Here is a 764-nt window from a genome sequence, read left to right on the forward strand (position 1 = left end):
TTAAGAGAACATCTCATTTGGCGGATGCCGGTAGCCTGGCTGTGTGTTGATGGTCGAACGTCTGGTGCCGGACGGGTTGTGGGAGTTGTTCCAGCGGGTGGTTCCGGAGATGCCGACCCGCCCCCAGGGTGGTGGCCGACGCCGGTACGGAGATCGTGAGGTGCTGGCCGCGATCATCTTCGTGGCGACCACGGGTTGCACGTGGGCTCAGGTCCCGCCGGTGTTCGGTCCGTCCGGCGCCACCGCTCACCGCCGGTTCATGGAGTGGTCGAAGGCCCGGGTGTGGGCAAAGCTGCACCGCCTGGTCCTGGACGAGCTCGGTTCGCGCGGCGAACTGGACTGGTCGCGGTGTGCGATCGACTCGGTGAACATGCGGGCCCTGAAAGGGGGGACCTGACGGGCCCGAATCCTGTGGATCGGGGCAAGATGGGCTCGAAGATCCACTTGATCACCGAGCGGACCGGATTGCCCCTCTCCGTCGGTATCTCGGGCGCCAACCTGCACGACAGTCAGGCGCTCGAACCACTCGTGCGCGGTATCCCTCCCGTCCGCTCCCATCGCGGTCCGCGGCGACGACGGCCGGCCAAGCTCCACGGCGACAAGGGCTACGACTACGACCACCTGCGCCGATGGTTACGCCAGCGCGGCATCCGGCACCGCATCGCCCGCAAGGGCATCGAGTCCTCCAAACGGCTGGGACGGCACCGCTGGACCATCGAACGCACGATGGCCTGGCTCGCCGGATGCCGCCGCCTGCACCGCCG

At 67.7% G+C, this 764-nt stretch carries 1 pseudogene; it reads left to right on the plus strand.

Annotated elements, in window-relative coordinates:
* Positions 1 to 49 precede the first annotated feature (49 nt).
* Positions 50 to 764, plus strand: a pseudogene (locus AQI70_RS38925) (IS5 family transposase); the annotation flags it as partial.

Origin of the sequence: Streptomyces curacoi (genome assembly GCF_001513975.1) — a bacterium.
In the GTDB taxonomy this organism is placed as follows: Bacteria; Actinomycetota; Actinomycetes; order Streptomycetales; family Streptomycetaceae; genus Streptomyces; species Streptomyces curacoi.